Source organism: Methylobacterium sp. Leaf117, assembly GCF_001422985.1.
Taxonomy (GTDB): domain Bacteria; phylum Pseudomonadota; class Alphaproteobacteria; order Rhizobiales; family Beijerinckiaceae; genus Methylobacterium.
Genome location: NZ_LMNL01000012.1, coordinates 94978 through 115871, shown reverse-complemented (window position 1 = coordinate 115871; position 20894 = coordinate 94978). Strand labels below are relative to the sequence as shown.

The following is a 20894-nucleotide window of genomic DNA, read 5'->3' as shown; positions in this document are numbered from 1 at the left end:
GCCGCCGACACAGCGTCAGGCGACCGGATCGAGGGCCCGAGCCGGATCTTCCTCCGGATCGGCCAGCGCCACGGCGATCTCGAACAGCAGAAGATCGATCAGCCGCCGCATCATCGGCGTCCCGGACTTGTCGATGACCGCCCGCGCCGCGATGAACTGGACCGCCAGGGCATCGAGCGCCTGTTCGGCCTCCGAGTGGGCGGTCGGGCCGGCGCCGGTCTCGCTCGGCATGAACGAGTCCAGGATCGTCTGATCCAGACTCGTCGAATCCGTCAATCGTTGCCCCATGGTGGTCGGTCCTTCGAGAGCGCGCGTCAGGCGGCGAGATAGGGATAATCGGGAGCCAGGACGGAGCCGGAGCGGCCGGTCAGGCGACGCAGGCGCGCCAGCGTGCGCTCGTCGAACTCCGCCGTGGTGGCGATGATGTCTTCGCCGCTGATCGCTTGCGGCAATCCGAGCGGGTGGGCGCGGAAGTGCAGCTGCACCACGTGCAGCAGGTAGAGCGTCGGCATCTGCAGCACGAGGCGGCGGACCCCGCTGGCCAGGCCCCACTCGACGATCCCCGACAGCAGCGCCAGCGAGACCGGGTTGATCGCCTTGCCGCGGCCCCGGTGCGAGCGGGCCACGGCCTGCCGCGTCCATTCCCAGGTGTCGTGACCGCGCGGAAGTTCGCCCTCGCAGAGCTGCGGCAGGACGTCCGACAGGAGATGCGGCCGCGTGGTCGGCAGGAGGCGGCTGTAGCCGATGACCCGGCCGGCCTCGAGGGCGAGGAAATGGATCGCGTGCGGCGTGTCGAACTGGTCGATCTCGCGGCCGTCCGGCCTGGCCAGATCGGTCCAGCGTTTTTCCTCGACGAACACCGCGTGTCTCAGGCGCCAGACCTGTTCCATCTCGTCGCGAAACCGCTGCGCGTTCGCGGGTGTCACGATCTGAATCATCTCGAAACCTCCGGGCCTGGAGGTGTTTCTGACAGGGAGATGACGGTTGCAGACCTACGGGAATCCGTAGGGAGATGCGGCGGCGGGCGGCAGCCTTCGAGGCTCGGAGGCTCGGCCTGAGAGGCTCAGACGCTCAGAGGATCAGCCCGCGCCGCAGCGCCACCGCCACGGCCTGGGTGCGGTTGGTCGTGCCGAGCTTGGTCCGCGCCGAGCGCAGGTGGAAATCGACGCCATGTGTCGAGATCCCCATCACCTCGCCGATCTCCCAGTCGGTCTTGCCCTCGGCAGCCCATTGCAGGGCCTCGCGCTCGCGCGGGGCCAGCCGGATGGTGCGCGGAAGGCTGCCTTCCCCGCGCAACCGCAGCAGGTGGCCGAAGGCGTAGGTGGCGATGAGATGGAGCATCGGCCGGTCGTCGGGATCGATCGCCAGATGCTCGCCCGAGAGGCTGAAGCCCGCCGTTCCACCCTCCAGCGTCATCAACGGAATGGTGACGCCGTCGCGCAGGCGGAACTCGCCCGCCTCATCCATGACCCTGCGCGCCTCGCTGTCGTCGCCGATGCGGCTCCGCAGATCGCTCCAGGCAAACGGAACCTTCGTCTCCGACAGGTGGCGGACGGTCGGGTCGTGGAAGGCGTAGCCCCGCGTGAGGTAGCGCCGTCCCCATTCGGACGGGAAGGTGTTGACCAGGATGTGGGATTGCTGCTGGCGCGCCGGCGTGCCCTTCCCCGGCACGGTGCCGGCCATGGCGTGGGCGACGCCGAAGGCGGCGAGTTCGGTGACCAGCAGGCGCGCAACGTCGTCGACGCTCGCAGTCCGGTCAAGCGATCGCAGGAACCCGAGTGTCTGGTCCAGCGCCTTGCGCGTCATCCTCGTTCCGACATCCTGTGCTTCTTCGACGAAGCAGAGCCGCATAACTCTAGATTGTCAACGGCGGTACGGCCCGACCGTGGGCAGCCGGGTCGTGGCGACGCGGGGGCGGCACTCATCCCGGGCGATCGGGCTGAATCAGCCGAACAGGTCGACGCTGATGAAGCCGCGCTCGGCCATGCGCTCGGCCAGGACGCGCCGGTGGCAGTGGGCCGGGTCGCGCTCGAAGCAGAGGAGGCAGGTCGGAGCCCGGGCCGCCAGGGCGCAGAGGTCGTCCAGGGCGAGTCCGCCATCGGCGGTGTCCAGCACTTCCTCGCAATAGATCCTGCGCATCAGGCTCGCATCGTTCGCGCGGGCCGCCTGACGCCCGGCCTTGGGGGTGCCGAGGGCGCGGGCATGGGCGTAGCCGAGCCCGACCTCTTCCAGGCTGGTCCGCAGGGCGTTCTTGGAGAAGCCGCGCTTGCGCGAGTTGGCCACCGCCCGGACATCCGCCAGGGTCGCCACACCGGCATCGCGCAGAGCCGCGATCAGGCGCTCGGAATCCAGCCCTTCATACCCGATGGTGAACAATGTCTTCACCCGATTCCCCCCTGGCGAAACCCGCAGGCCCGACCTGCACTTAGGCGGCGCATCGCCTGGGGGCCAGCGGGGATGTCCGCGACGGATGTGACCGTCTCACCACGACTTCCGGAAATCCGCCGCAATGCCGTCAAAGGTCTGTTAACCGCGCCGGGCCATCCCTTAGCCATAGAGTGCGTGCGTCAATGATGGATCGGGGACCGATGCGGCTGAGGAACGGGACTGTCCCGACACGCCAGAACCAGCCGGTCCGTTTCCAGGTTCTTCGCGAAACCTTGCGGCGGGGTGCCGCCGTGGCGGTGTTGTCTGCGCTCGCGGCCTGCTCCGGCACCACAGACTTCTATCCCACCAAGGGCGATGCCAAGCCGCATCCCGGCGTGGCGCGGGCCAAGCAGCACCCGGTCCAGGGCATCGACATCTCGAAATGGCAGGGCCCGATCGACTGGATGTCGGTGCGGGCCGCCGGAACCCAGTTCGCCTTCATCAAGGCGACCGAGGGCGGCGACCACGTGGACGAGCGCTTCCGAACCAATTGGGACGGAGCGGCCCAGGCCGGCGTGCCGCGCGGGGCCTATCACTTCGTGTTCTGGTGCCGCTCCGCCCAGGATCAGATGGCCTGGTTCAAGAAGAACGTCCCGAACGATCCCACCGCCCTGCCCCCGGTCCTCGACGTCGAGTGGAACGGCCATTCCCAGCTCTGCCCGAAGAAGCTGCCCAAGGCCCAGGCCCTGTCGATGATCCGCTACATGCTCGACGAGATGGAGCGTTACACCGGCAAGCGCCCGATCATCTACACCGACATCACCTTCCACAAGGACGTGCTCGAAGACGAACTGCCGGATTATCCGCACTGGGTCCGTTCGACCGCGGCCGAGCCCGAGCAGCGCTACGTCAAGCGCAAGTGGATGCTGTGGCAGTTCACCTCGACCGGCCGGGTGCCGGGCGTGCGCGGCGACGTCGACCGCAACGCCTTCTACGGCAGTCCCGCCGAATGGGCCTCGTTCCTGTCGACCGATTGCGATCCGCGCGAGCACCGCACCCTCGCCGACCGGGGCCTCTGCTCCGGCAAGTGACCGTCGGGCCCATCACCCCGAAGCACCGGCGCCCTCAGGCGCCGGCCTGCATCACGGTCGCCAGCACCGTCCCATAGTGGCAGGCGGTCGCGGCCAGCACGAAGGCGTGCCAGATCGCGTTCTGGTACGGCAGGCTGCGCCAGACATGGAACACCACGCCGGCCGAGTAGAGCACGCCGCCGAGCGCCAGAAGCCCCAGCGCATTCGGCGATAGCTGACCGATCACCGCATCGTAGGCGATGACGCCGCTCCAGCCGAGGATGAGGTAAAGGCAAATGGAAGCGCGGTCGTAGCGGCCGGGCAGCAACAGCTTGAGGGCGATGCCGATCGCCGCCACCAGCCAGACCACGGCGAGGAGGCTCCAGGCCGCCTCTCCGGCGCCCACCATCGCCACCAGGGGCGTGTAGGTTCCGGCGATCATCAGGTAGATCAGCGCGTGGTCGGCGCGCCGCAGCAGCCACTTGCGCCGGGACACCGGCCACATGTTGTAGGTGGCCGAGACCCCCAGCATCGAGACGAGTCCGGCGGCGTAGATCGTCACGCCGGCGCGTTCGACCAGGGTGAGCGGCGAGAGCGCCGCGATCACCACGATGGCGATGGCGCCTGCGACCCCGAGGGCCACGCCGACGACGTGGACCGCGCCATCCGCCAGAAGTTCGTTCCGGCTGTAGTTCCAGGTTACTCCCGTCGGGCGTCCGTCGTCCGCTAAAAGCATCGCCGACCTCCGGTCTTTCACCAGATGCTACGCTTCAACCTGTTGCCGCGTTCCACGCGACAACTACCGAGTTCGGGCCATCAACAGGAAAATGTTCAGCCGGGGAGAACACCCGGATAGCGGCTGGCGATCGCCACCGCCCAGACGACGCCGAGCAGGCCGGTCAGACCCACAGCGAGCCAGATCTGCGGCTTGTGCGAGCGTTTCGCGGGCGGCGCGAGGCTATCGCGCTGCGCGCCGGTGCCGGGCGCGCTGGTCGATGAGGGGTTCGACGATGGACGTGACGGTTCGGCGTCCCGCATGCAGGGTTTGTCCTCTCGCGTTTCAGAATCGTCGGGCGTCGCTTCTGGCCGGAAGCCAGCGCGACGCCAGGACGGGGGTCGAACGTACGAGCGGAACCCTGGTTCGCTGCATTGCGGTCGCGATGTCTCGATCCGCACATGGCAGGTGTCGCGCGTCCGGTCAGGTCCGGGGCGCCAGGGCCTCGAAGCCGAAGGGCGTCGTCGGCGCCTCAAGCCGCACGGGGGCGGGCACCGCCTGCATCCGCCGCGCATGAACCGTCGCCATGGTCAGCACCGCCATGGCGAATACCTGATGCGACAGGGCCGCCCAGAGCGGCACCGCCAGCAGCAGGGTCGCGATGCCGAGGGTCGCCTGCGCCAGGACGAGGCCGGCGACTCCGGTTGCCCGCCGCCCCACGGCCGAGCCGCGCAGCGAGCGCCGGGCGTCGAGGGCGTGGAAGAGCGCGGCCGCCAGCAGCAGGTAGGCGGTCAGGCGGTGGTTGAACTGCACCAGGGCGAGGTTGTCGACGAAGTTCTCGATCCAGGGCGTTCCGGCGAACAGCTCCGAGACCGGCGGCACGAGGTGACCGTCCATGGTCGGCCAGGTGTTGTAGACCAGCCCGGCCTTCGAGCCGGCCACCAGACCGCCGAGGAAGATCTGCAACAGCACGAAGCCCATCAGGACGGAGGCGGTCCGGCGCAGGCGCGGCGCGACGGCCTCGACCGGCGCATCGGACGTGCGCAGGCCGGCCGCGAGCCAGACGAGGCCGGCCAGGATCAGGCTGGCGGTGGTCAGGTGGAGGGCGAGCTTGATCGGCGCCACGGCGGTCATGCCGGGTTGGAGCCCGGACGCGACCATGATCCAGCCGATCGCGCCCTGGAGGCCGCCGAGCAGGCCGAGCCCGAGAAGGCCGAGCCCGAGGCGGCGGGTCAGGGCGCCGCGCCACCAGAACCACAGCAGCGGCAGGAAGAACGCGAGGCCGACGATGCGCCCGAGCAGGCGGTGGCCCCATTCCCAGGCGTACAGGACCTTGAAGTCCGACAGGCCCATCCCGGCATTCAGGATGCGGTATTGCGGCGTGTCCTTGTACTTGTCGAACTCGGCGGCCCAGGCTTCGGCCGAGAGCGGCGGAATCGCACCGGTGACCGGGCGCCACTCGGTGATCGACAGGCCGGACCCCGTCAGGCGCGTCGCACCCCCGACCGCCACCATCGCCACGACGAGCGCCGCGAGCAGGTAGAGCCAGATCCGAACGCCCCGGAGGCGCGGGGCCGCGCCGGTCGCCTGTTCGCCTGCTATCCGCACGTCGATCCTCGCCTTCGCTGGACGGCCCGCCCGAGCGAGCCGCCGTCAACGAGCGAGTTAGGCGAGGTAGGCGCTGCGGGCAACGCTGAACGACGACGCACCGGCCGGGGCCAAACCCTCCGCCGCCAGGTCGCTGTCCCGTCGCAGCGCGATCATCTCAAGGAGGGCGATCACGAACCAAGGTCCCGCGATCCCGATGAAGAACGTCATGCCCCGCCTCCCCTACGCGCGTCGCGCCACCAGGATGATAGGGGAGCGCGGCAGTTCCGCAAGCCGTCGTCCCGGTGTCGTCCGGGCGAAGGGGGCTGGCATCGGATGATGCAAGCCCCGCTGTCTTGAAGGCTCACCGCTGTCTTGAAGGCTCCCCACTTGCCGCGACGGAAAGCAGGATGCCGACAGCCGGTGCTCACCAGACCTGCTGCCCGATCCGCCAAGCCAGAAACCCGAGGGTCGCGGCACCGAGGCCGCGGCGCCAGGGATTCACGCCGCGCAGGAGTTCGTCGAGTGCCCAATAGGCCAGGGCGAGGGCGCCGGCGGCGCGCAGGGCGATGCCCCACGAGCCCTCCGGCGCAACGATCCCGTCGATGAGCGCGCAGGCCGCGAAGATCAGCAGCGGCGCGTTCGGCCGCTGCGCAATGGTGATCGCGCCGGTGCGCCGATCGCGAAAGACCCAGTCGACGGCGTTCAGGTCGGCACCCCGACCTCGGCCTTGCGCATCGGTGCGCAGATCTGAGGCGAGACCTTGTCGAGGTATTCGCAGGCGTTGCGCAGGTACCAGGTCCGCAATTCAGGCTGGCCGGGCGCCACGTACATGCCGACGAGCACGAACGCGATCGCGCCGACGATGATGAGGGTGAGCAGGCTACGCATCGGGGCAACTCCGTCGACAATCCGGGACCGTGTTCAGCCGCTCCGGTCTCCGACCTTATCATCGAAGTTCGGGACGGTCCCATGACAAGAAAACAGCCCGCGCGCCGGTTCCGGCAGGCAGGCTGTGAAAGCTTGGGAGGAACGAGAGGCTGTTGAGACCTGCCTGACAACGGACAACGCGCGCGGGAGTTCCGTCCCGATGCAATCTCGCCCGATGCAATCTCGCCCGGTGCAATCTTGCCCGATGCAATCTCGCGCCAGCGACCCCCACCCGCGCGGCGATCCCGCGCCGACGGAACGGCCGGCCGGCAAGGGACTCGCCGGTGAAATTCGCCTCAGGCGGCCTCGAACAGCGGCACGATCCGCATGGCCGGAACCAGAACGAGACCCTTGTCGGTGATGCGGATCTCCGGGATGACCGAGAGCGGGATCAGGTTGAAGCCCATATAGGGGATGGTGCAGCCTGCCCGCTCCCAGGCCGCCTTGAGCACCCGCACCTCCTCGGCCACGACGGTGACGCGCTTGTCCGACAACAGCCCTGCGACCGGCAGCGGCACCAGCGCCACGACGCGGCCGTCCTCCACCACGCAGACGCCGCCCTGGATGGCGCCGAGGGCGTCGAGGGCGACGCGCATGTCGGCCTCGTTCAGGCCGGCGACGATCGCATTGTGCGAATCGTGGCCGACGCTGCTCGCGACCGCGCCGCGCTTCAGGCCGAAGGCGCGCAGAAGGCCGTGTGCCACCGTGCCGGCGCGGCCGTGGCGCTCGATCACGCTCACGAAGCAGAGGTCGTTCTGCGCCAGGGTCGCGCCCCAGTCGGCGCCCGGCACGAGGTCCACGACCTCGTGGGTCAGCTCGATGCCCGGCAGGGTGGTGCGGATCGCGTTGATCCGACACGGCGCCCCGGGCAGCGCGGGGATCAGCGCCGGCAACGGGTCCGGCAGGTGCATGGTCGCGTAGGCCGGAGCGGGGTAGCGGTAGGGCCGCGACAGGGCCGCATCGAGCCGCGGCGTGATCGTGCGGTTCTCGACCACGCATTCACCGCCGTACCAGGTCGCTTGCGGCACGAGGTCGTCGTCGAGGAGCACGAGATCGGCCCGCCGGCCGCCGCCGAAGCCGCCGATCTCGCTGTCGAGGCCGTAGCGGGTGGCGGGGTGCAGCGAGCCCATCGCCCAGGCCTGCACTTTCGGGATGCCCATCCGCACCGCTTCGCGCACGACCCAGTCGAGGCCGTAGGCCAGGAGGTCCTGCGCGTCGCGGTCGTCGGTGCAGACGCAGACGCGCTTGGCGGCGGCGCCGTAATCCAGGATGGTGCCGATGGCTTTGGGCAGGCTGTGCCAGGGCGTGGTCGGCGGGCCGCCACGCAGGTAGATCCATAGGCCGGCCTCGAGCAGATCGTCGGCAATATCCCGGTCGATGGCCTCATGCGTGTCGGTGACGCCGCTCGCCGCATAGGCCGCCACGAAGGCGCGCCCGTAGATGTGGCCCGAGACCGGGCGGCCCCGCTCCAGCGCGGCCTGAAGGATGGCGTGAGCGCGTGGGTCGCCCTCGCACACGGCGACGAAATCCATCTTCTCGCCGAGCCCGATCGCCTCCGGCCAGGCATCGAACAGGGCCGCGATCTTGCCGGCGTCGAGGTCGCCGCCGGCGGTCTCCAGCTCGGGCGAGGTCGCCGGGACGGTACTGGGCACCGTCAGGTAGATGTTGAGGGGGGCTTGGCGGGCATCCTCCAGCATCCAGGCGATGCCGTCCTTGTCCAGGACGTTGCCGATCTCGTGGCTGTCGCACACGATGGTGGTGGTGCCGTTGAGAAGCGCGGCCTCGGCATAGGCACAGGCCGTGACCATGCTGCTCTCGATGTGCAGGTGCGGGTCGACCAGCCCCGGCGCCAGAAGGCCGCCGCGCACGTCCCTGCGCGCTGCCGCGCCCCGGTAGGTTCCGGCCGGCCGCACCGCCGCGATCCGGCCGCCGGCGATCCAGACCTCGCGGTCGGGCAGGATGCGCTCGGAATAGGTCGAGAGCAGGCGCGCCCCGGTGATCACGAGATCCGGCTCGGCCCGGCCGGAGGCCACGGCGGCGAGATGTCGGGTCATCGCGCTCAAGGGAGCCACGGAGAATCGCGTCAGCGGGCGTGGGTCGGTCATGCGGTCCCCCGGATTCTGGTCCTGGCCGCCAGCGGCGCACGCATCGTGCCAGACCCGTTCCGCAGAGGACAGCGCAGGGCCGGGGCGGACCTGACGAAGCGGGAGCCCTGTCGCCGATTGCCCCAGTTCCCGGCACCGACGCCGATCGCTCCACCCATGCTCGCCTTGCCAAAGGCGCATTCGGACTCCATTTACCGCCCAGGCCGGTCGCGACCCACGTCGCTCGATCGGAGACGGCCACGATGCAGGGCCAGGGTGACGCCGGATGTACGCGCACCCGCCACGCCCCCATCCGTGGCCGTTGGCATTTTCCCCCACCCGCCTTCCAGTCCGAGCATCGTCCCGTCATGGCCAAGCGTACCAAGTCGAAACCGCAGGAGCGAGGCTCCGTCCTGTTCGACGTCCTCTACGACGACGAGTCCCGCGCCTCGAACCGGCGCGTTCCCATGGAAATCCTCGGCGGGCTCGACGGCGATGAGCCGGCCCGCCAGCTCATCGAGGAGCAGGACCGCGCCATCGCGGAAAAGTCCGGCCGCCCCTTGCGGTCCATCCGCAGCCTCACCCGCTCCCCGGCCCGCGCGCCGAGCGCGTCGGACGAGTAGTTTTCGGCGTTCGACCTGTCGCTCGCCTCAGCGGGTCCCGGGCTCGCCCGAGACCCGTCGAGCTGACCGCCCACCGCAACCTGAGCGAAAGCCCGTCAGGCCTTCTTCAGGAACTGGGTCTTCAGCACCAGACCCTTCACCTTGTCGGCGTTGCACTCGATCTCGTCCGGATCGTCCGTCAGGCGGATGTTCTTGATCAGGGTGCCGCGCTTGAGGGTGGTGGACGTGCCCTTCACCTTCAGGTCCTTGATCAGCGTGACGGAATCGCCGTCCGCCAGCTTGGTGCCGTTGGCGTCCTTGGTGTCGTCCATGTCCGGCGCCGTCAGTGCTCGGGCGGCGTGTAGGGCCGGCCGGCATCGACCAGCGCACGGTCCACCGCTTCGATCGCCAGCAGGATGCGAGTCAGGTCCTCCGCGGCCGAGGGGGCCGCGACGTCGCTGGCGCCGATGCGCTTGGCGAGGGCACCGCGCTGGCGGGCCAGGCTGTCCCGGGCCCGGTTCAGGGTTTCGATCTCGTCCGGCGTCATGCTGTCCCCACCTGTTCCGCTGATTCCGCGAATCCGATGAGCGATGCGGCCTTTGCGGCCCGGACGCAATGGCTGGCCCCACCCGGCCGCCCCGGCGGGCGATGGGCCGCGCATCCGATTCAGAACAGCGCGCCCTGCGCATCCTCGTCGCTGGAGCGCGGCTGCTCGGCCGGCGGCCGCCCGCGCTCGGGATTGCCGGGATGGGGTGAGGCGAGCGGCACGATCAGGTCCGGTTCGTCGATCCGGGCGTTGTTGACGCGGGGGCTGACCGGGTCGAGGGTCAGCCAGTCGTCCGGGCAGGGCCGGCACAGGCGCACGGCCGCATCCGGTTCGACGCCGCGGCTGTCGAGCCAGTGTTCGACCTGCTCCGGCGCCAGGATCGCGGGCATCCGATCGTGCACCGCCGCCATCGTGCCGTTGGCACCCGTGGTGACGATGGCGGCGGTATCGACCTCGGACCCGTCGGCGCAGAGCCAGTTCTCCCACACGCCCGCGAGCGCCATCGGCGCATTGTCGGCCCGGCGGATCATGAAAGGCGTCTTGGTCGCGGACTTGCCGGTGCCCTCGCGGCGCCACTCGTAGAATCCGTCGGCCAGAAACACGCAGCGGCGGTGGCGCAGAGCGCCCCGGAAGGTCGGCTTCTCGCCCAAGGTCTCGACCCGCGCGTTGATGACGAGGGGGAAGGCCTTCGGGTCCTTGACCCAACTCGGCCACAGGCCCCAGCGCACCAGCCGGAACTGTCGGCGCCCGGCTTCCGACAGAACCACCGGCACGGGCTGGGTCGGCGCCACGTTGTAGCGGGGCGGGAAGTTCGGCACCTCCGGGTAACCGTAGAAGGCCCGGAAGATCTCGGGGGCCTGGGCGATGAAGAAGCGTCCACACATCGGCGGACGATCCCCAATCCGGCGCCGATGGGCAAGGGCCGGGACCGGCTGTCCCCGGGTCCCGGCCGGATTCAGGCGGCGCGTACGCTCGCGAGAAAGCGGCTGACCTCCTGGCCGAGATGCTCCGACTGGCGCGACAGCGCCGAGGCCGAAGCCAGGACCTGACTCGCCGCCGCGCCGGTCTCCTCGGCCGCACCCGCCACGCCCGCGATGTTGGCCGTGACCTCGCCCGTGCCGGTTGCCGCCTCGGCGACGTTGCGCACGATCTCCTGGGTGGCCGCGCCCTGCTCCTCGACCGCGGCCGCGATGGTAGTGGCGACAGTGCTGATCTCGTCGATCCGGTCCCGGATCGCCGCGATGGCGCGCACGCTCTCCGCCGTCGCGCCCTGGATGCGGGCGATCTGGGTGCCGATCTCGTCGGTGGCCCGTGCCGTCTGCCCGGCCAGTTCCTTGACCTCGGTCGCCACCACGGCGAATCCTCGGCCGGCCTCTCCGGCGCGGGCCGCCTCGATGGTGGCGTTCAGGGCCAGCAGGTTGGTCTGCCCGGCGATGTCGGAGATCAGCTTGACCACGTCGCCGATGCGGGCGGTGGCGCCGCTGAGTTCCTGCACCAGTCCGGCGGTGGTGCTCGCCTCGCGCACGGCCGCGCCGGCGAGTTCGGCCGAGCCCTGGACCTGGCGCCCGATCTCCTGGACCGACGAGCCGAGTTCCTCGGCGGCGGCCGCCACCGTCTCGACATGGGAGGCGGCTTCTTCGGCCGCCGCCGCCACCGAGACGGACTGGCTCGCGGTCTGGGTGGCGGTGCCGCTCATGGCCTGGGCGGTCGCCTGTAATTCCCCGGCCGCGTGGCCGACCGAGCCGACGATGCCGCCGACCGCGCGTTCGAACCCGTCGGCCATCTCGTGCATCGCCTGCCGGCGCTGGGCCTCGGCACCGGCGCGGGCCAGGGCCGTCTCCTCTTCCAGGCGCTTCATCCGGATCAGGCTGTCCTTGAAGACCTGGACCGCGTCGGCGATGCGGCCGATCTCGGTCCCGGTGCCCTGGTGCGGGATGGATACGGTGAGGTCGCCCGCGGTCAGACCGGTCATGGGCCGAACCACAGAGTCGATGCCGCGCGCGATGCTGCGGATGATCAGCACGGCGAGCAGGATCGCCAGCGCCACCGCCAGCGCCAGGGCGCCGAGTGCGACCGCCTCGGTCTGCGCCGTGACGGCCCGGCCATCCGCCTCGGCCCGCGCCGCGCCGACATCGTTGAGTTCGATGACCTTCTCCAGGGCCGTCGAGGCGCGCCGGCGCGGCTCGACCCCGTCCGACAGGTAGAGCCGATAGGCGTCGCCCTGGCCGCCGGAGCGGGCGACGGCGAGAATCCGGTCGGCGGCGGTGAAGAAGCTCGCGACCTCGCGCCGGAAGGCCTCGACGTGGGTGCGCTCCGCTTCCGAGCTGATCAGCGGCTCAAGCGACCTGGACAGGGTGGCGACCTGCTCACGCCGCTTGGCCATGTCGCCCTCGATCTTGGCGAGGTCGCCGCCATCCGAGGTCTGCGTCGCCCGCAACAGGCTGGTGGTGTAGCGGGCCAGCGCGGTGTCGATCCGGCCGCTCATCTGCACGCTCGGCAGCCAGTTGGTGTGGACCGCCGTCAGCAGTTTGTTCATCCGGTCGACCCCGGACAGGCCGATCCAGCCAATTGTTAAGATGAACAGCGTGACGATCGTAAAGCTGGCAACCAACCGGGTTCGGATGGTTGTGGTCTTCAAGGTCATGGACGTCGCCCCAGTGGCGCAACTCCGTCCGTGGGTCACGCCGAATGATGCGAGACTGCCTCAGCATTCTTAACGGGATGCATCGAATACTCGCTAGAGCCATTTCTTCCAGCGGAAGAACACGTACGGCAGCACCGCCGCCACAACCATCATGACCACCGCCATCGGGTAGCCGAACCCCCAGTCGAGTTCGGGCATCATCTTGAAGTTCATGCCGTAGATCGACGCGATGAGGGTCGGCGGCATGAACACCACCGCCATCACCGAGAACAGCTTGATGATGTTGTTCTGTTCCAGGTTCACGAGGCCCAGGGTGGCGTCGAGGAGGAACTGGATCTTCGAGGACAGGAAGGTGGCGTGCTCCTCCAGCGACTGCAGGTCGCGCAGGGTCGAGCGCACATCCTCGCGCAATTCGCGCGGCGCCTTGGCGGTGCGGTAGGTCGCCGACAAGGAGAGCAGGATGCGCTCCATCGAGACGAGGCTCTCGCGCTGCTTGGAGATCAGGTCGCCGTGGCGGCCGAGCGCGCGCAGCGTGTCCTGGAGTGCGGTGTTGCGGGCGCTCGGGTCCTCCTTCTCCTCGAAGATCTTGCCGGAAAGCCGGTCGATGCGCTCGCCCTGGAGCTGGAGCACGTCCGCCGCCCGGTCGATCACCGTCTCGATCAGTCCGGCCAGGATGGTCTCGCCCGAGGGCACGGCGGAGGGGCCGTTGCCGGTGGAGCGGCCGGCCCGCTGGGTGTACATCCGGAAGGCCTGCGGCTCCTCGTAGCGCACCGTGACGAGGCGGTTGCCGCGCAGGATGAAGGTGATGCCGGCCAGGCCCGGCTCCTCGGATTCACTGACCTTGCTCAGCACCCGGCCGGTCATGTAGCGCGCCCCGTCCTCGACGTAGAGGAGTTCGGAGGGCTCGATGTCCTTCATCTCCTCGCGGGTCGGCACCGAGATGCCCATGAAGACCTCGACCTTCAGGTCTTCCTCGCGGCTCGGCCGCACCATGTCGAGCCAGACGGTGTCGTCGGGAATCGGCTCCTGCAATTCGAGGGAACGGCGCTCGAGCAGGGTCTGCCCGGCGCCGGCGACCGGCTGGTGGATGAAGATCACGCGGGATGTCTCAGGCGAAGGCCCCGGGAGGCGGTGTGCTCGCATCCGGCACGAAGAAGTCCGGCGCAAGAGGAATGCCGGGTGTGACCCGGTATTTTGAAAAGTCCGTGACACCCTGCTCCGCCAGGAAGCTGTCGTCGATGAGGAAACGGCCGGTCACCGCGCGGGCGGGCAGGCGGAACAGCGCGTGCGCCGCATCGGCCAGGATCTCGGGCGTCCGGCTCGCCTGCATCAGCGCGTCGCCGCCGAGCAGGTTCTGCACTGCGGCGGTGGCGATGGTGGTGCGCGGCCACAGGGCGTTGACGGCGATGCCCTGGCGCCGGAGTTCGCCCGCGAGGCCGAGGACGCAGAGCGACATGCCGTACTTGGCGATCGAGTAGGCGAGGTGCGGCGCGAACCACTTCTCGGCCATGTCGAGGGGCGGCGACAGCATGACGATGTGCGGGTTCTCCGCCTTGGCGAGGTGGGGAATCGCGTATTTGCTGACCATGTAGGTGCCGCGCGTGTTGACGCCGTGCATCAGGTCGAAGCGCTTCATCTCCGTCTGCGGCGTGCGGGTCAGGGCGATCGCGCTGGCGTTGTTCACCACGATGTCGATGCCGCCGAAGGTCTCGGCGGTCATCGCGATCGCGGAGGCGACGCTGTCCTCGTCGCGGACATCGACCAGCAGCGGCAGGGCGTGGCCGCCGGCGGCCTCGATGGCGGCGGCCGCCGTGTGGATGGTGCCCTCCAGCTTCGGATGCGGCGCATCGGTCTTGGCCGCGATGGCGATGTTGGCGCCGTCGCGGGCCGCCCGCAGGGCGATGGCGAGGCCGATGCCGCGTGAGGCTCCGGTGATGAACAGGGTTTTGCCCTGCAGCGAATCACGCATGTTTCAGGTCTCCTCGGCGTGGATCTGGAACCGGGCCGGCTGCGTGCCGTCCGCGTCGGTGAAGCCATATTCGGCGGCGAGATCGCCCGCATGGAGGATGCGCCCGGCCCGGGCGGCGATCGCCGGGTCGGCCGCCAGGGCCGCGAGCGCCCGGCCGGCATAGAGTGGGCTCTCCGTCGCCCGGTCGGCATGTCCGATGTCGACGGCCCGCTCGGTCCGCACGAAGCCGGGGGACAGGCCGAGAGCCGTGACTCCGTGCGGCGCCAGTTCCTGGGCGCAGGCGAAAGCCAGGCGATTCGTGGTCGCCTTGGTGAGATCGTAGAAGATGTCGCCGAGATAGGCGGGCTCGGTGTCGAAGGAGACGAAGGCCAGCAGGCCGTCCCCGGCCGAGACCATGGCGGGGGCGACCGCGCGGGCCAGCAGCAGGGCCGGATAGGGGCCGCTGCCGAAGAAATCCGACAGCGGCTCGGCCGAGCGGCGCCAGAACGGCGTGCCCCAGGCGGCGCCGTCGCCGTAGCGCTCGCCGTCATAGCCCTCGTTGCCGCCCCAGACGCTGGATACCGCCACGTCGATGCGGCCGAACCGGCGCAGAGTCCAATGGACCAGGGTATCGACGGCGCGCTCGCTGGTATGGTCGCAGAGGTAGTGGTGGCCCTCGCCCCCGGCGGCATCGACCACCCGGGCGGTGTCCTCGATGGTCTCGGGCCGCCCCTCGGTGCGCGGACCCGTCTCGCTCGACCGGGCGGTGACGATGACGGTGGCGCCGGCCTCACCGAGACCGCGCGCCAGCCCGCGCCCGACCCCGCGCGAGGCTCCGGCGACGAGACAGACCTTTCCACGAAGATCCGGAATCCGGCTCACGCCGGCTTGACCCGGCCGAGGAAACGCATGAAGGCCGCCTGGGCCTCCGGCGAGCGCAGGCGCTCCTCGAAGGCGACGGCCTCGGCCTCCAGGGCCGCTTCCAGGGCGGCCTGATCGCCCCGGATCAGGGCTCGCGTCGCCGCCACCGCCCCGCGCGGCAGCCCGGCGAGGCGCGCACCCTGCGCCCGGGCGTGCTCCAGCAGCAGCCCGGCCGGCATCACCCCGTTGACCAGCCCGAGGCCGAGCGCCTCGTCCGCGTCGAAGGGCTGGCTCAGCAGCAGCATCTCGGTGGCCTTGAGCAGGCCGACCCGGCGCGGCAGCAGGTAGCTCGACGCCGCCTCCGGCACGAGGCCGAGTTCCACGAACGGCATGCGGAAGCGGGATGCCGGGCTGGCATAGACGAGGTCGCAATGCAGGGTGAGGGTCGTGCCGATCCCCACCGCGATCCCGTCCACCGCCGCGATCATCGGCGTGCGGGTGCGGGCGAGCTGGCGGATGAACTGCAGTGCCGGCGCCTCGCCGAACGGCTTGCCCGCCCCGGCGACGAAATCCGCGAGATCGTTGCCCGCGCTGAACGCCCCGGACGCACCGGCGAAGACCACGGCCCCGATCGCATCGGTCGCGTCGGCCCCGGCCAAAGCCTCCCGCATGGTGTCGTACATCGCGCCGGTCAGCGCGTTCTTCTTCTCCGGACGGTCGATCCGGATCAGGCGGACGCCATCGGCCGTATCCTCGATCGCGATGTGCTCGCTCATGCTGCCCCCGGATGCCGTCGCTGCGTGTGCACCCCCGTTTCGTCACGGAACGGAGGTGCGTGGATGGGTCTCTGCGCCGTCTTGAGAATCGGTGCCCCGGTCGCCGCGCCGATCAGCTCGCCAGGGCGAGACCGGCATCCTCGGTGAAGCGACCGCCGGCGATGACGCTCTCTTCCAGGCCGCCGGCAGCGGTCAGCAGGTTGTCGGCGAAGAAGCGGGCCAGCGCGATCCGGCCCGCATGGGCGGGATCGGTGTCCCCCGCCTTCCGGGCGGCGTTGGCGGCGAGCGCCTGACGACCGAGGCAGGCCCCCCCCTGCACCAGGCCGAACAGGCGCAGGTACGGCGTCGCGCCCGCCAGCGCCGTCTCGGGCCGGTTCGACGCAAGGGCCTTGAGCTGGAAGCTCGTCGCCCGGTCCAGGCTCTCGATCCCGGCCCGCAGCCGGGCGCCGAGGCTGCCGAAGGCCGGATCCGGAGCCTTGAGGAAGCCCTCGGCGGTTTGGCGCAAACGGGCGATCTGCGCCCGCACCGTGGCGCCGCCATTGAGCGGCAGCTTGCGCGCGACGAGGTCGATGGCCTGGATACCGTTGGTGCCCTCGTAGATGCCGAGGATGCGGGCATCGCGCATGTGCTGGGCGGCGCCGGTCTCCTCGACGAAGCCCATCCCGCCATGGACCTGGACCCCGAGCGACGTGACCTCGTTGGCGATGTCGGTGGAGAAGGCCTTGGCGACCGGCGTGAGCAGCGAGGCGCGGTCATGTGCCCCCTGCCCTTCCGGGCCCTGCGCGGCATCGAGGGCCGCGGCCGTGAGGTAGCAGATGCCGCGCGCGGCCTGGGTGAAAGCCTTCATGGTCAGCAGCATGCGCTGCACGTCGGAATGGTCGACGATGGGGCTGGTCTCGGGAGCGCCGGGCGCCCTGCCCTGACGCCGGTCGCGGGCATAGCCCAGCGCCTGCTGGTAGGCCCGCTCGGCGATGCCGACGCCCTGGAGGCCGACATTGAGGCGAGCCGAGTTCATCATCGTGAACATGCAGGCGAGGCCGCGATTCTCCTCGCCGATCAGCCAGCCGATGGCGCCACCGTTGTCGCCGAAGGCCATCGAGCAGGTCGGCGAGCCGTGGATGCCGAGCTTGTGCTCGATGCCGGAGCAGCGCAGGTCGTTGCGGCTGCCGTCCGGCAGGACCTTCGGCACCAGGAACAACGAGATGCCGCGCGTACCCGCCGGCGCATCCTTCAGGCGCGCCAGGACGAGGTGGACGATGTTGTCGGTCAGGTCGTGCTCGCCATAAGTGATGTAGATCTTGGCGCCGACGATCCGATAGCGTCCGTCACCGGTGGGCTCGGCGCGGCTGCGCAAGAGCGCGAGGTCCGAGCCGGCCTGCGGCTCGGTGAGGTTCATGGTGGCGGTCCACTCGCCCGAGACCAGCTTGTCGAGGTAGCGGGTCTTCAGATCGTCCGAGCCGTGCTGCGCCAGGGCCTCGATGCCACCGGCCGTGAGCAGCGGACATAGGCCGAAGGCGATGCTGGCCGCGTTCCACATCTCGTTGCAGGCGGCATTGAGCACCAGTGGCAGGCCCTGCCCGCCGTGGTCCGGGTCGGCGCTCAGGCCGTTCCAGCCGCCGGCGATCCAGGTCTGGTAGGCCTCGCGCCAGCCGGGCGGCGTGGTGATGGCGCCGTCGTTCAGCGGCGTGCCGTGGCGGTCTCCGATCCGGTTCAGGGGGGCGATCAGCGATTCCGCGACCTTGCCGGCCTCGCTCAGGATCGCCTCGGCATCCGCGACGGCGAGATCGCCATGAAGGCCGGACGCCAGAGCCGCCTCGAGCCCGGCCACGTGGCGCAGGCTGAACAGCATATCGGCGACGGGGGCGCGATACGTCATGATGTTTCCTCCCGCGCCTTGGTTGAGAGCGACGCGTGTCGCCCCGTGTTTGACGCATGGCCCGACCCGGCGCTAGGCCCGGTCGAATCCCGAATCCGGCCGGACCGCGCGCCCGACAGCGAAGATAGTTTAGATATGAACGATCTGCGGTCAATCCCCGAAGGCTCGATCCCCGAAGGCTCGATCGGCGCCGATGCCACGTCCGAGCCGACCCGTCGCCTTCGCGACGATGCCGCGGGCGTTGCCGAGGCCGCCGCGATCCTGCGCGCGGGCCGGCTCGTCGCCTTCCCCACCGAGACCGTCTACGGGCTCGGTGCCGATGCCGGCGATCCGGCGGCGGTGGCGCGGATCTACGCCGCCAAGGAGCGCCCGCGCTTCAATCCCCTGATCGCGCACCTGTCCGATCTCGACGCAGCCCTTCCCGAGGGGATCTTCGACGCCGATGCCCGACGCCTCGCCGAGGCGTTCTGGCCCGGCCCCCTGACCTTGGTCGTTCCGGCCTCGCCCACCTGCCGGGTCTGCGATCTCGCCCGCGCCGGGCTGCCGAGCGTCGCCCTGCGGGTGCCGGCGCACCCCGTCGCCCGCAATCTCCTCCGGGCCGTCGGTCGCCCCGTCGCCGCGCCTTCGGCAAATCGCTCCGGGCGCGTGAGCCCGACCGATGCCGGCCACGTGCTGGGAGATCTCGACGGCCGGATCGCCGCCCTGGTCGATGGCGGGCGGAGCTTGGTCGGGGTCGAGTCCACCGTGGTGGCGTGCCTTGGCGGAACACCGCGCCTGCTGCGCCCCGGCGGCATCACCCGGGCCGCCCTGGTGGCGCATCTCGGATTCGACTTCGCCGGACTGGCGGCCGGGGATGCGGCCCACCCGGTCGGCCCCGGCCTTCTCGCCTCACATTACGCCCCGCGCGCCCGCGTGCGCCTCGACGCGACCGAGGTGGCGCCGGACGAGGCGGTGCTGCTGTTCGGGCCGGACCCCGTACCGGGCGCCGACCGGGCGCGGGCCCGCATCAATCTCAGTCCGACCGGCGATCTGGCCGAAGCCGCGGCGCACCTGTTCTCGGCCTTGCGCCAGCTCGATGGCGTCGGAGCGGACACCATCGCGGTCGCGGCGATCGCCGAAACGGGTCTCGGTGAGGCGATCAACGACCGGCTCCGCCGGGCTGCCGCCCCGCGCTGAAGTTTTTTCAAAATCATCGGGAACCGCGAGGGCGGCCGGGTGTTGATCCAACACGAAGGCCAGTTCAGCCCCCAATGGCCTTTTTCCTTCTAGGGCTCGGAGCAATCCGAGCCTTTTTTCTTGCGCGGTTTGCGCGAAGACAGCGTCAGGCGATTTCGGTGATCTCGGCCTCGTGCCCGTTGACCTCGACGACGTCGCCGACCGTCTTGCCGGTCAGGGCCCGCGCCATCGGGGAAACGTAGGAGATCGAACCCTTGGCCGGGTCGGCCTCATCCTCGCCGACGATCCGGAAGGTCTGGCGGCTATCGTCCTCGCGGAGGATCGTCACGGTCGACCCGAAGCGGGCGCCCTCCCCTGTCTCCCCTTCGACAAGCTGGGCCGTCCCGAGCCGTGCCGTCCAGTAATGCAGGTCGCGGGTCACCCGCGCCTCGTCGGCCTTGGCCCCCGGCTCCAGCGCCGAGAATTCGGCCTGCAATCGCGCCACTTCGGCCTCGATCTGGGCCAAGCCGTCCGGGGTTACGAAATTCGGATGCGGCGAGATCGGGCGGTCGGGGAGATCCTCGAAGGCTTCGCCGCCCTCGCGCTCACGTACAAATGCTTGGCTCATGGTATTCCGTGACTTGTGCGTGCAAAAACGCGCGACCTCGACACGACGTTCCTGGTATACTCAGGCGATCTCCACCACCGTCCGCCCCCGCACCCGCCCCTCCAGTATGGCCTCCGCCAGGGTGTCGACGCCGGGCAGCGGCACCGTCTGGGTCATCGCCGCGAGCTTATCGTGATCGAGTTCGCGCGCCAGCCGCGCCCAGGCTTCGCGACGTTTCGGCTGGGGCGTGGTCACGCTGTTGATCCCGAGCAACGAGACGCCGCGCAAAATAAACGGTGCCACGGAAGTCGGGAGATCCATGCCCTGCGCCAGTCCGCAGGCGGCTACCGCGCCATCCGCCTTCGTGCTGGCCAGAACATTGGCCAGCGTCGTCGATCCAACTGCATCGATGGCGGCCGCCCAACGCTCCTTGGCCAACGGTTTGCCCGGTTTGGACAGCTCGGCGCGATCGAGCACTTCGGATGCGCCCAACCCGCGCAAGTATTCGCCTTCCGCATCGCGCCCTGTCGAGGCGATCACATGCCATCCGGCCCGGGCCATCAGTGCCACCGCCACCGATCCGACACCGCCGGATGCGCCGGTCACCAGCGCCGGCCCCTGGTCCGGCGTCACCCCCTGGTGGTCGAGAGCCATCAGGCAGAGCATCGCGGTGTAGCCCGCCGTGCCGATCGCCATCGCCTGAGCCGGACTGAGTCCCGCCGGCAGCGGCACCAACCAGTCGCCCTTCACCCTGGCCCGCTGCGCATAGGCCCCCAGATGACTCTCACCGACGCCCCAGCCGGTGAGCACCACGGCATCGCCCGGCTTATAGTCGCCATGGTCGGAGTGCTCGACGATGCCGGCGAAATCGATGCCGGGAATCATCGGAAAGCGCCGGACGACGGGTGAGCGGCCGGTCATTGCCAAGCCGTCCTTGTAGTTCACCGTTGAATGGGTGACCCGCACCGTGACGTCGCCGTCCATGAGGTCGGCCTCGTCGAAGTCCTTGAAGGTTAGGGACTGGCCCGTTTCCGTCTTCTCGACGACCCAAGCCTTGAAGTGACCCATCGCGTATCTCCGCTTCCTCTATCAGAGGTGTGGCGGCACCTGTCCGAATCAAGCGCC

Annotated in this window: 24 protein-coding genes; 3 read left to right on the top strand and 21 right to left on the bottom strand. The window is 69.8% G+C overall.

Annotated features, from left to right (window positions below):
• Nucleotides 1-15 precede the first annotated feature (15 nt).
• The 4 genes from ASF57_RS07565 to ASF57_RS07550 all read right to left on the bottom strand — a co-directional run bounded on the left by ASF57_RS07565 (nt 16) and on the right by ASF57_RS07550 (nt 2376).
• Complete coding sequence (locus ASF57_RS07565; RefSeq protein ID WP_056482688.1) at nt 16-231, bottom strand: hypothetical protein; 216 nt, start codon at nt 229-231, stop codon at nt 16-18.
• An 83-nt stretch (nt 232-314) separates the two neighbouring features.
• A complete protein-coding gene (locus ASF57_RS07560) occupies nt 315-938 on the bottom strand; it encodes a GNAT family N-acetyltransferase (protein ID WP_056190347.1) in 624 nt (207 codons plus the stop codon).
• A 133-nt stretch (nt 939-1071) separates the two neighbouring features.
• A complete protein-coding gene (locus tag ASF57_RS07555; RefSeq protein ID WP_056190441.1) occupies nt 1072-1806 on the bottom strand; it encodes an autoinducer binding domain-containing protein in 735 nt (244 codons plus the stop codon).
• A gap of 138 nt (nt 1807-1944) precedes the next feature.
• The gene (locus ASF57_RS07550; protein ID WP_056190349.1) at nt 1945-2376 is read right to left on the bottom strand and encodes a DUF488 domain-containing protein; all 432 of its coding nucleotides are present in this window, start codon (nt 2374-2376) and stop codon (nt 1945-1947) included.
• Nucleotides 2377-2660: 284 nt separating this feature from the next.
• Between ASF57_RS07550 and ASF57_RS07545 the strand changes: the two genes are divergently transcribed.
• Nucleotides 2661-3458, top strand: coding sequence for a GH25 family lysozyme (locus tag ASF57_RS07545; RefSeq protein ID WP_056190443.1), 798 nt, complete (start codon nt 2661-2663; stop codon nt 3456-3458).
• A gap of 34 nt (nt 3459-3492) precedes the next feature.
• Here the strand turns inward: ASF57_RS07545 and ASF57_RS07540 are convergent, their stop codons facing one another.
• The 6 genes from ASF57_RS07540 to ASF57_RS07520 all read right to left on the bottom strand — a co-directional run bounded on the left by ASF57_RS07540 (nt 3493) and on the right by ASF57_RS07520 (nt 8774).
• Complete coding sequence (locus ASF57_RS07540) at nt 3493-4173, bottom strand: hemolysin III family protein (RefSeq protein ID WP_056190351.1); 681 nt, start codon at nt 4171-4173, stop codon at nt 3493-3495.
• 95 nt (nt 4174-4268) lie between these two features.
• A complete protein-coding gene (locus ASF57_RS07535) occupies nt 4269-4475 on the bottom strand; it encodes a hypothetical protein (protein WP_056481620.1) in 207 nt (68 codons plus the stop codon).
• 160 nt (nt 4476-4635) lie between these two features.
• Nucleotides 4636-5766, bottom strand: a complete 1131-nt coding sequence (locus ASF57_RS07530; protein WP_056481616.1) for a COX15/CtaA family protein — start codon at nt 5764-5766, stop codon at nt 4636-4638.
• Between the two features lie 51 nt (nt 5767-5817).
• On the bottom strand, nt 5818-5970 hold the full coding sequence (locus ASF57_RS26365; RefSeq protein ID WP_200935836.1) for a hypothetical protein: 153 nt from the start codon (nt 5968-5970) through the stop codon (nt 5818-5820).
• 474 nt (nt 5971-6444) lie between these two features.
• Nucleotides 6445-6630, bottom strand: coding sequence for a hypothetical protein (locus ASF57_RS07525; RefSeq protein ID WP_056190358.1), 186 nt, complete (start codon nt 6628-6630; stop codon nt 6445-6447).
• A 335-nt stretch (nt 6631-6965) separates the two neighbouring features.
• On the bottom strand, nt 6966-8774 hold the full coding sequence (locus ASF57_RS07520) for an adenine deaminase C-terminal domain-containing protein (RefSeq protein WP_056190360.1): 1809 nt from the start codon (nt 8772-8774) through the stop codon (nt 6966-6968).
• A 347-nt stretch (nt 8775-9121) separates the two neighbouring features.
• On the opposite strand from ASF57_RS07520, the gene ASF57_RS07515 reads away from it, so the two are divergent.
• Nucleotides 9122-9376: a hypothetical protein gene (locus tag ASF57_RS07515; RefSeq protein WP_056190362.1), complete on the top strand. Its 255-nt coding sequence runs from the start codon at nt 9122-9124 to the stop codon at nt 9374-9376.
• A 95-nt stretch (nt 9377-9471) separates the two neighbouring features.
• On the opposite strand, the gene ASF57_RS07510 is transcribed toward ASF57_RS07515, so the two are convergent.
• From ASF57_RS07510 to ASF57_RS07470, 9 genes are all read right to left on the bottom strand, one after another.
• Nucleotides 9472-9687 (bottom strand): alkylphosphonate utilization protein, encoded by a 216-nt coding sequence (locus ASF57_RS07510; protein WP_056190364.1) that lies wholly within the window; start codon nt 9685-9687, stop codon nt 9472-9474.
• An 11-nt stretch (nt 9688-9698) separates the two neighbouring features.
• The gene (locus ASF57_RS07505) at nt 9699-9902 is read right to left on the bottom strand and encodes a hypothetical protein (protein ID WP_056190366.1); all 204 of its coding nucleotides are present in this window, start codon (nt 9900-9902) and stop codon (nt 9699-9701) included.
• Between the two features lie 119 nt (nt 9903-10021).
• Complete coding sequence (locus tag ASF57_RS07500; protein ID WP_056481613.1) at nt 10022-10786, bottom strand: SOS response-associated peptidase; 765 nt, start codon at nt 10784-10786, stop codon at nt 10022-10024.
• Between the two features lie 71 nt (nt 10787-10857).
• Nucleotides 10858-12546, bottom strand: a complete 1689-nt coding sequence (locus ASF57_RS07495) for a methyl-accepting chemotaxis protein (RefSeq protein WP_056481610.1) — start codon at nt 12544-12546, stop codon at nt 10858-10860.
• Between the two features lie 93 nt (nt 12547-12639).
• On the bottom strand, nt 12640-13644 hold the full coding sequence (locus ASF57_RS07490) for a magnesium transporter CorA family protein (RefSeq protein WP_056190372.1): 1005 nt from the start codon (nt 13642-13644) through the stop codon (nt 12640-12642).
• Between the two features lie 10 nt (nt 13645-13654).
• Nucleotides 13655-14515, bottom strand: coding sequence for an NAD(P)-dependent oxidoreductase (locus tag ASF57_RS07485; RefSeq protein ID WP_056190374.1), 861 nt, complete (start codon nt 14513-14515; stop codon nt 13655-13657).
• A 3-nt stretch (nt 14516-14518) separates the two neighbouring features.
• Nucleotides 14519-15376: an SDR family NAD(P)-dependent oxidoreductase gene (locus tag ASF57_RS07480; RefSeq protein WP_082503759.1), complete on the bottom strand. Its 858-nt coding sequence runs from the start codon at nt 15374-15376 to the stop codon at nt 14519-14521.
• Complete coding sequence (locus ASF57_RS07475; protein WP_056481607.1) at nt 15373-16131, bottom strand: enoyl-CoA hydratase-related protein; 759 nt, start codon at nt 16129-16131, stop codon at nt 15373-15375. The genes ASF57_RS07480 and ASF57_RS07475 overlap by 4 nt, the downstream gene beginning before the upstream one ends.
• A 112-nt stretch (nt 16132-16243) precedes the next feature.
• A complete protein-coding gene (locus ASF57_RS07470) occupies nt 16244-18007 on the bottom strand; it encodes an acyl-CoA dehydrogenase (RefSeq protein ID WP_056481604.1) in 1764 nt (587 codons plus the stop codon).
• Nucleotides 18008-18190: 183 nt separating this feature from the next.
• Here ASF57_RS07470 and ASF57_RS07465 point away from each other — a divergent pair, with 183 nt between their 5' ends.
• Nucleotides 18191-19183 (top strand): L-threonylcarbamoyladenylate synthase, encoded by a 993-nt coding sequence (locus ASF57_RS07465; protein WP_056482682.1) that lies wholly within the window; start codon nt 18191-18193, stop codon nt 19181-19183.
• A 145-nt stretch (nt 19184-19328) separates the two neighbouring features.
• Here the strand turns inward: ASF57_RS07465 and greA are convergent, their stop codons facing one another.
• A complete protein-coding gene (greA, locus tag ASF57_RS07460; protein WP_056481600.1) occupies nt 19329-19790 on the bottom strand; it encodes a transcription elongation factor GreA in 462 nt (153 codons plus the stop codon).
• A 60-nt stretch (nt 19791-19850) separates the two neighbouring features.
• Nucleotides 19851-20837, bottom strand: a complete 987-nt coding sequence (locus ASF57_RS07455; RefSeq protein WP_056481597.1) for an MDR family oxidoreductase — start codon at nt 20835-20837, stop codon at nt 19851-19853.
• Between the last annotated feature and the right edge of the window lie 57 nt (nt 20838-20894).

Coding starts and splice junctions, on each gene's coding strand:
- ASF57_RS07525 (WP_056190358.1), bottom strand. CDS start 6,630: ATGCGTAGCCTGCTCACCCTCATCATCGTCGGCGCGATCGCGTTCGTG.
- ASF57_RS26365 (WP_200935836.1), bottom strand. CDS start 5,970: ATGACGTTCTTCATCGGGATCGCGGGACCTTGGTTCGTGATCGCCCTC.
- ASF57_RS07535 (WP_056481620.1), bottom strand. CDS start 4,475: ATGCGGGACGCCGAACCGTCACGTCCATCGTCGAACCCCTCATCGACC.
- ASF57_RS07505 (WP_056190366.1), bottom strand. CDS start 9,902: ATGACGCCGGACGAGATCGAAACCCTGAACCGGGCCCGGGACAGCCTG.
- ASF57_RS07565 (WP_056482688.1), bottom strand. CDS start 231: ATGCCGAGCGAGACCGGCGCCGGCCCGACCGCCCACTCGGAGGCCGAA.
- greA (WP_056481600.1), bottom strand. CDS start 19,790: ATGAGCCAAGCATTTGTACGTGAGCGCGAGGGCGGCGAAGCCTTCGAG.
- ASF57_RS07470 (WP_056481604.1), bottom strand. CDS start 18,007: ATGACGTATCGCGCCCCCGTCGCCGATATGCTGTTCAGCCTGCGCCAC.
- ASF57_RS07540 (WP_056190351.1), bottom strand. CDS start 4,173: ATGCTTTTAGCGGACGACGGACGCCCGACGGGAGTAACCTGGAACTAC.
- ASF57_RS07500 (WP_056481613.1), bottom strand. CDS start 10,786: ATGTGTGGACGCTTCTTCATCGCCCAGGCCCCCGAGATCTTCCGGGCC.
- ASF57_RS07520 (WP_056190360.1), bottom strand. CDS start 8,774: ATGACCGACCCACGCCCGCTGACGCGATTCTCCGTGGCTCCCTTGAGC.
- ASF57_RS07485 (WP_056190374.1), bottom strand. CDS start 14,515: ATGCGTGATTCGCTGCAGGGCAAAACCCTGTTCATCACCGGAGCCTCA.
- ASF57_RS07455 (WP_056481597.1), bottom strand. CDS start 20,837: ATGGGTCACTTCAAGGCTTGGGTCGTCGAGAAGACGGAAACGGGCCAG.
- ASF57_RS07555 (WP_056190441.1), bottom strand. CDS start 1,806: ATGACGCGCAAGGCGCTGGACCAGACACTCGGGTTCCTGCGATCGCTT.
- ASF57_RS07515 (WP_056190362.1), top strand. CDS start 9,122: ATGGCCAAGCGTACCAAGTCGAAACCGCAGGAGCGAGGCTCCGTCCTG.
- ASF57_RS07475 (WP_056481607.1), bottom strand. CDS start 16,131: ATGAGCGAGCACATCGCGATCGAGGATACGGCCGATGGCGTCCGCCTG.
- ASF57_RS07560 (WP_056190347.1), bottom strand. CDS start 938: ATGATTCAGATCGTGACACCCGCGAACGCGCAGCGGTTTCGCGACGAG.
- ASF57_RS07510 (WP_056190364.1), bottom strand. CDS start 9,687: ATGGACGACACCAAGGACGCCAACGGCACCAAGCTGGCGGACGGCGAT.
- ASF57_RS07495 (WP_056481610.1), bottom strand. CDS start 12,546: ATGACCTTGAAGACCACAACCATCCGAACCCGGTTGGTTGCCAGCTTT.